General features: G+C 63.9%; 8 protein-coding genes and 1 pseudogene. 2 read left to right on the top strand and 7 right to left on the bottom strand.

Annotation, left to right across the window (positions count from 1 at the left end; genetic code table 11):
• Positions 1-927: 927 nt before the first annotated feature.
• The 6 genes and pseudogenes from QZY07_RS01995 to QZY07_RS01970 all read right to left on the bottom strand — a co-directional run.
• A pseudogene (locus QZY07_RS01995) lies at positions 928-1,725 on the bottom strand (serine/threonine-protein kinase); the annotation flags it as partial.
• Positions 1,726-1,819: 94 nt separating this feature from the next.
• On the bottom strand, positions 1,820-2,101 hold the full coding sequence (locus QZY07_RS01990; protein WP_295399431.1) for a DUF2442 domain-containing protein: 282 nt from the start codon (positions 2,099-2,101) through the stop codon (positions 1,820-1,822).
• Complete coding sequence (locus QZY07_RS01985) at positions 2,098-2,403, bottom strand: DUF4160 domain-containing protein (protein ID WP_295399430.1); 306 nt, start codon at positions 2,401-2,403, stop codon at positions 2,098-2,100. The genes QZY07_RS01990 and QZY07_RS01985 overlap by 4 nt, the downstream gene beginning before the upstream one ends.
• Before the next feature lie 15 nt (positions 2,404-2,418).
• A complete protein-coding gene (locus QZY07_RS01980; protein WP_295399429.1) occupies positions 2,419-3,033 on the bottom strand; it encodes an FHA domain-containing protein in 615 nt (204 codons plus the stop codon).
• Positions 3,034-3,260: 227 nt separating this feature from the next.
• Entirely contained in the window at positions 3,261-3,917 is a 657-nt protein-coding gene (locus tag QZY07_RS01975) for a hypothetical protein (RefSeq protein ID WP_295399428.1), read from the bottom strand.
• Positions 3,914-4,666, bottom strand: a complete 753-nt coding sequence (locus QZY07_RS01970; protein ID WP_295399427.1) for a protein phosphatase 2C domain-containing protein — start codon at positions 4,664-4,666, stop codon at positions 3,914-3,916. The genes QZY07_RS01975 and QZY07_RS01970 overlap by 4 nt, the downstream gene beginning before the upstream one ends.
• 171 nt (positions 4,667-4,837) lie before the next feature.
• Between QZY07_RS01970 and QZY07_RS01965 the strand changes: the two genes are divergently transcribed.
• On the top strand, positions 4,838-5,113 hold the full coding sequence (locus QZY07_RS01965; RefSeq protein ID WP_295399426.1) for a hypothetical protein: 276 nt from the start codon (positions 4,838-4,840) through the stop codon (positions 5,111-5,113).
• A gap of 66 nt (positions 5,114-5,179) precedes the next feature.
• The gene (locus QZY07_RS01960; protein ID WP_295399425.1) at positions 5,180-5,617 is read left to right on the top strand and encodes a hypothetical protein; all 438 of its coding nucleotides are present in this window, start codon (positions 5,180-5,182) and stop codon (positions 5,615-5,617) included.
• A gap of 151 nt (positions 5,618-5,768) precedes the next feature.
• Here QZY07_RS01960 and QZY07_RS01955 read toward each other — a convergent pair whose 3' ends face one another.
• Entirely contained in the window at positions 5,769-6,059 is a 291-nt protein-coding gene (locus tag QZY07_RS01955; RefSeq protein ID WP_295399424.1) for a DUF167 family protein, read from the bottom strand.
• Position 6,060 lies beyond the last annotated feature (1 nt).

The following is a 6,060-nucleotide window of genomic DNA, read 5'->3' as shown; positions in this document are numbered from 1 at the left end:
GCTGGAAACACCAGGGCGCCAAGATTGTCTTGAGCCTGCGCGCGCTCGTGCAATCCACGGGGCGCTGGACGCAGTTCTGGGACAAGATCGATCAGTTTGGTGCTCGGCCCTGTTAGGATACATTATCGAAAGGCACCACCCATCGTCGTTGTTCAGAACTTTGTCGTCATACAAGTCCGCGTATTTGGCTTTGAGCCTCGACAACTGCGCTTCCGGCCCATCCACCATGAACTTGTAACAAAGCGGTGCTTCGCGAGGAATGTTCTCCGTTGGCGCCAAGTCAGCGGCGAAGTAAAGCGGCACCTTGACCCCAGGCGCGGCTTGCGTTTGGGGTAAGTCCTGAGCGACTGTGTTCACGGCGGCGGACGGTGTTTTTACCTGTGACTCAAGTTCCTCCAATCGCACGCGCTCAGCCTCACGGGCTGCTGCCTCGACAGCCGCACGGTGTTGCTGAAGCTCTGCCAACCGCGCTTCTTCGGCCTTGCGCTGCTCAGTCAGTTCCGCCAACCGTCGCACTTCCGCCGCATGCATGGTCTCTTCCTGCTGTTGTCGCTGAAGTTCCAGATCCGCCTGCCTGGCCTGCTGTTGCCCCCGCAGATAGAAAAGCGAGCCGCCGCCCAGTACCGTACCGACCAAGAGCAGCGCCAGCGTCGCTGATATCCACTTCCTTACCTCGGACGCTTTACGCGGCACCATCGGAACCGGTTTCGGCGCGGCGGGAACATCAGCGCCCGATGCCTCTGGTCGTGTAGGCATGGATGCTTCCCGCCACGCCTCCTGCAACGCCGCCATGCTCGGATACCGATCCGTCGCCCGCACCGCCAGCGCCTTGAGCAGCACCGCCTCCTGCGCCGGCATGATCGCAATCCCCAACCGCGAGGGCGGAATCAACTCATCCAGTTCCACCCGATCCAGCGCCTCGGGCGGCAGCACGCCGGTGATGGCGCGATACAGGGTCGCGGCCAGGCTGTAGACATCCGTCCAAGCGCCCTGTTTACCCTTGGTGCGGTATTGCTCTTCGGGGGCATAACCGGGCTTGAGGATGACTGACAGGCTCTTGCTATGCTCCCCGGCGGCAAAGCGCGCCGCGCCGAAGTCGAGCAGTTTGATCCGCCCGTTGGCGCTGACATAGATGTTGTCTGGGGCAATGTCCCGATGCAGCAAACCTTCTTGGTGGACCGCGCGCAGGGCGTCCATGATCGGCAGCAGCAACGTCAGCGCCGACTCGAACGGCAGCCGTCCGCCCGGCTGCGCGGCCAGATACTGCTTGAGCGTCAGTCCCTCGACGTAATCCATCACGCTGTAGCCGGTGCCGTGGGCGCGGAAAAAGCTCTTGACGGTGACGATGCCGGGATGCTGATCGAACCGCGCCAACGCTCGCGCCTCGTCCAAAAACCGGTCCAGACCGTAGGCAAATTGCTCGCCCGCCGCGCCGGAGTACACCGCCAGGCTCACCCCATCCGGTGCGCGGCTGGCGCTGTCGCGCGGCAGATATTCCTTGATCGCCAGGCGCAGTTGCAGATTCTCGTCCCAGGCGAGATAGGTGATGCCGAATCCGCCGTGCCCGAGCACCCGCCCAAGGCGATAGCGTCCGTCGAGTTGCGTGCCGAGCGCGAGCGCCGGGGGCGGATTGTCTGCGCCGGGTTGCCAGCCACAGATCGCGCAGGGTGTGGTGGTGGTTGCACTGAAACAGGAGGGACAGTGGGGCTCGGCGTGGGCGTCCATGAAGCGTACTCCGCGAAGACTCGAATCGGTCGGCGCCGAGACTGTAGCACACAGGATGATTGGACGGATCAGGCGCGCGGCCGCGTCGGTGGCATCAGGCCACCGCCGGAATCGGCATTTGATGGTCGAGCGTGTTTCGATAGAGATCCAGGATCGGGAAGCACAACTCATGATCGCCCCAGATCAGTTCCCCATGCTCGACGCGGAACGCTGCAAAGCGCGCCGGATCGAGATAGGCGCGGAGATCAGGATGTCGTGAGCGCGACAGGAACGGCTTGAAGTCGATGATCTGCTCGCGGCCGTCATCGAACACGAGGCGGAGCTTGAAGTCGCCAATCTGCTCAGCATGGGTGAGATTGATGATGGATGGGGTCATTTGAGTCTCCTGACGATGCGTTCAGGCTTGATCGACTTGTTCAACACGAAGAAATCGATCCATTTCGCAACGATGTCATCGGCTCTAGCCGTCACGACTTCCTTGAAGCGGCGCATTTCCATCGGCTCCAGCGGCAGGCGCCCAGCCGTTCCTGAATAGCGAATGTCGCTGACGATGCCATCGATCAGAATGATCTCGGCCCGCGATTCGCGCCCCTGAGATTTGCCATGGACATGGATCGGCTCATGCTCGTTGGCATAGAACATGATGATCAAGCCAAAGTATTCATAGAGTTTAGGCATCTCTCGCCGCCTCGATCAACGAGTCCCGTGCTGATCCGGGGAGGCGGGAGCGTCCACCGGCCAGACAAACCGCTCGCCGCAGAAGGGCACGAACAGCAGTTTGGTTTCGCCCAGCTCGATCAGGTCATAGGGGGCCAGTTCGACCGGGGCGATGACTTCCTCGTCGTTCAGATAGGCCAGCCCGCGACTGTCGCCGGGGGCGAACCGAAAGGTGTGACGCTTGGGGTTGTAGCTGATGACGGCGTGATTCTCGCGGCTGATGCTGGCGTCGCTGGTGATGGCGACATCCATCGTCGGCGAGCGACCGATGAAGTTGCGTTCTGTGTGCAGCCGATAATCGCGACCGCGCTCGGAGCCTTCGACGCACACCAGCCAGCCCACCACCGGATCGACGCCGCCCATGCGCTTGGCCCAGACAGGACGGGTCTCGCCGGCGTCCCGTCCCAGTCCGGCGGGCGGCGGCGTCCCGGCGGCGCGGGTGTGACCGCTGTCGGCGAGTGGTCGCGGGCTGCCACCCTCCCCCGCCAGCGGACGGGTGGCGTGCAGTTCCAGACCCACGCCGCAAAAGGGACAGCTTGAGTGCTCTTCGTCGTTGAAAAAATGACCGTTTCCACAAGACACCATGCTCATCAGTTTCTCCTGAACTTCAGTGCGATTCACCCGCAACAAGCATTTAAACCACGATTATTCAAATTTCATCCGTTCGTGGTGAGCCCTTCGGCTTCGCTCAGGAGAGCCTTGTCGAACCATGAACGGATGAAATTTCAGGCGGTCACGATTTTCCGCTCACCCTTCGACAAGCTCAGGGCGAACGGAAAATCGGTCGATTTTTTCCTGCAAACCGCCTCAACGAACCCTCACCCGCCCCGTCTCATCCACCCGAATGGTCGCGATGCGTGCGCGTTGCTTGAGACGCTCAAGCCGGATCTCGCCAAAGGCGTCGCTGCCGTCGCGATGAAAGAGGCGACCCTTGACCACCACCGGCTTGCGCGCATCCTTGATCGCGAACAGCTCGACCTCGATCCGATACTCGCCCGGCGGGGCGTCGCGAATCTCCCAGACTTCGTTGGCGGGGCCGATGATGGCTCGCTCAATTCGCCGGGGCGTCCTGGAAGGGTCTTGTGTTCATTCCACCAGAATTCGGCCCCGCTGGGATCGATGACATGCAGATCGACATCGTCAAAGGTATCCCAACGCACATAGAGCACCAGAAAGGTCCGGGCGAGTTGCTGGGCCAGCGCGTCGGCGCGTTGGCGCTGACGCGCGGTTTCGGCGGCGGACGCTTGGGCCTGCGCGCGGGCGGCATCCGCCTCGATTTGCGCCGCCTGGAGCGCCGCCTGTTGTTGGGCGAGGGTCTGGCGCAGTTCGGCGATGACGGCCTGCTGGTCGATGGCATCCTTGTCGTAATAGGGCAGCAGAATGACCATGACGATGAGGAAGGCGGCCATCGCCCCGGCGATGACATCGAGCATCGAAAGATTGAAGACGTTGATCTCGCGACTCCGCCGCCTCATGGCGCGGACTCTTCGGACTCGTCGGACTCGACGAACAGGGCGATGGCGCTGTAGTTGTCCTGATCGGCACGGGCCTGACGTTGCAGGCTGCGTTCCAAAAGCGCCAGCCAGTGCGCGGGATCGGCGGACTTGGCGAGCGCGATCTCCATTTCGGCCTCGGTGACCGACTCCCAGAAGCCATCGGTACACAATAGAAAGGCATCGCCCGCCTGGAGCTGCCAAGGCGTTTCGGCGAGGGTGGGACGTAGCGGTTTATCGTCGCCCAGGGCCCGTAGCAGGCGGTTGCGGTCTTCATGGAAACGGATCGCCTCGGGCGCCAGTTCGCCGGCCCGAACCAGCGCTTGCGGGACGCTGTGATCGGCGGTCTGCACGACGATCCGACCCGCGCGAAACCCGTATAGCCGGCTGTCGCCCAGATGCGCCCAGAGCGCCTGCTTTCCGTCGCTGACGAGCATCACCACCGTGGTGCGCATCCCGGCCAGACGCGGCTCGGTCCGCTGGCGCGCGTGAATGGCCTGGGTGGCCGTCGTCAGTGCCTGCATCAGGGCTTCGGTGGACAGGGGCGCAGTCGGATCGACGGTCGCGAGCAGGCTGTCCACCGCGAGTTGGGCCGCAACCTCGCCGCCGCCGTGTCCGCCCAAACCGTCGGCGACCACCCAGCAGCCGTCGCGCTGGCCGCAGACATCCTCGTTGTTCGCGCGCGCGCCGGGGTGACTGAGGGTCGCGGTCTGGACGCTGAAGGGGATCATGCGAAGGACTCCGACCATTCTCTGGCGGAGTAGTAGACGCGGAGAATCTGCAAGGTCTCGACCTGCCATGCCTGCGCCTCGACAGAGTGTCGAAGCGCATCCTCGATGATCCAATTGTGCGAACGATCCATGGCGGTTGCGAGTGTCGGGAATTGCCAGATAAAACTGCCTATGCTCGGTATCATAGCCCACCAGGGCATGCCGCTGGCCGATCCGCCATCTGCCCTCGACGCGCCCAAGCCCGATGCGGCACTGGTCGAACAGCTTGTGGGGATTCGCGGTCAGTTCGATGCTTTGCGGCTGCTCGGATCTCAGCAGGACGCCAGGGAGACGGCCGCGATCTTGGCCGAGACCGCCCACCGCTGGAGACGGTTGGCGAAGCGCATCGGTCACACCGCGAGGCGACCGGCACACTTGCCGCGCTCCGCTCCGGCCATCTCGAACTGACGCGGCTGGAACAGGCACTGGCCGAGCAACTCAGGCTCGGTCTCGCGGGGCAGGCGGCGCTGGAACGTGAGCTGCGATCGAGGCGCGAGCAACGCAATTGCAGCGCGAGGAAGCCGCCTTTCTGGCGCGGCACGGCTCGACGCCTGCCATTTCGCCGACGAGACCGGCTATCTGGCCGCCTGTCTCCCGGAAGATGACCGCAGGCGTCTGACGCGACTCGCCCGACAGCTCGACCAGGAGCAGATCGCGCTCGCGACCCAGACGCGCGAAACCGCCGACCAGTTTGCCACCGAGCGGCAGAAGGCGATCACCGATCAGCCGCGCGCCCTGCTGGCGGAGACGCTGAGCGAACTGACCGCGCGACACGGTGATCTCCAGCAGGAGACCGGCGGCCTCCGCCAGACCCTGACCGACAACGCGACGCGGCGCCTGCAACAGGCGGACCGCGCCCAGGCAATCGAGCGTGAGGGGGCGCGAATGCGCGCGCTGGGAGCGGCTGCATGATCTCATCGGCTCGGCGGACGGCAAGCTCATCGGCATCATCTCGCACGTCCCCGCGCTCAAGGAGCGAATCGGCACGCAGATTCAGGTGATCGCCCGGACGGGCGGCAGGAGCTGGCTGCGGGGACCGGGTTGCGAGGGCGCGCGAACAACGTCAAGCCGCGTCCACCGGGATCGGAAACCGCCTTGGGCTCTCAATCCGCAGCCGCTTATAGCGAGCATGCTCGCCACTGAGGATCGTCACCCGCGAGGGCGGCACGCCAAAGGCTGCGGCGATGAAGCGCTTCAACGACTCCGTTCCCTTGCCATCGACCGGCGGCGACTGGATGCGGACCCGATAATAGTCGCCGCCCGGGTCGGGTCCGACAAAACCATCCCGAGGGGCGCGCGGCTGCACGCGCAGCGACAGTTCCAGATCCTCACCGTTCCAGCGATACCAGGACATC

The sequence above is a fragment of the uncultured Thiocystis sp. genome (genome assembly GCF_903866365.1).
Lineage (GTDB): Bacteria > Pseudomonadota > Gammaproteobacteria > Chromatiales > Chromatiaceae > Chromatium.
The sequence above is the reverse complement of the archived record's forward strand: the minus strand, read 5'-3'. Positions and strand labels throughout refer to the sequence as shown.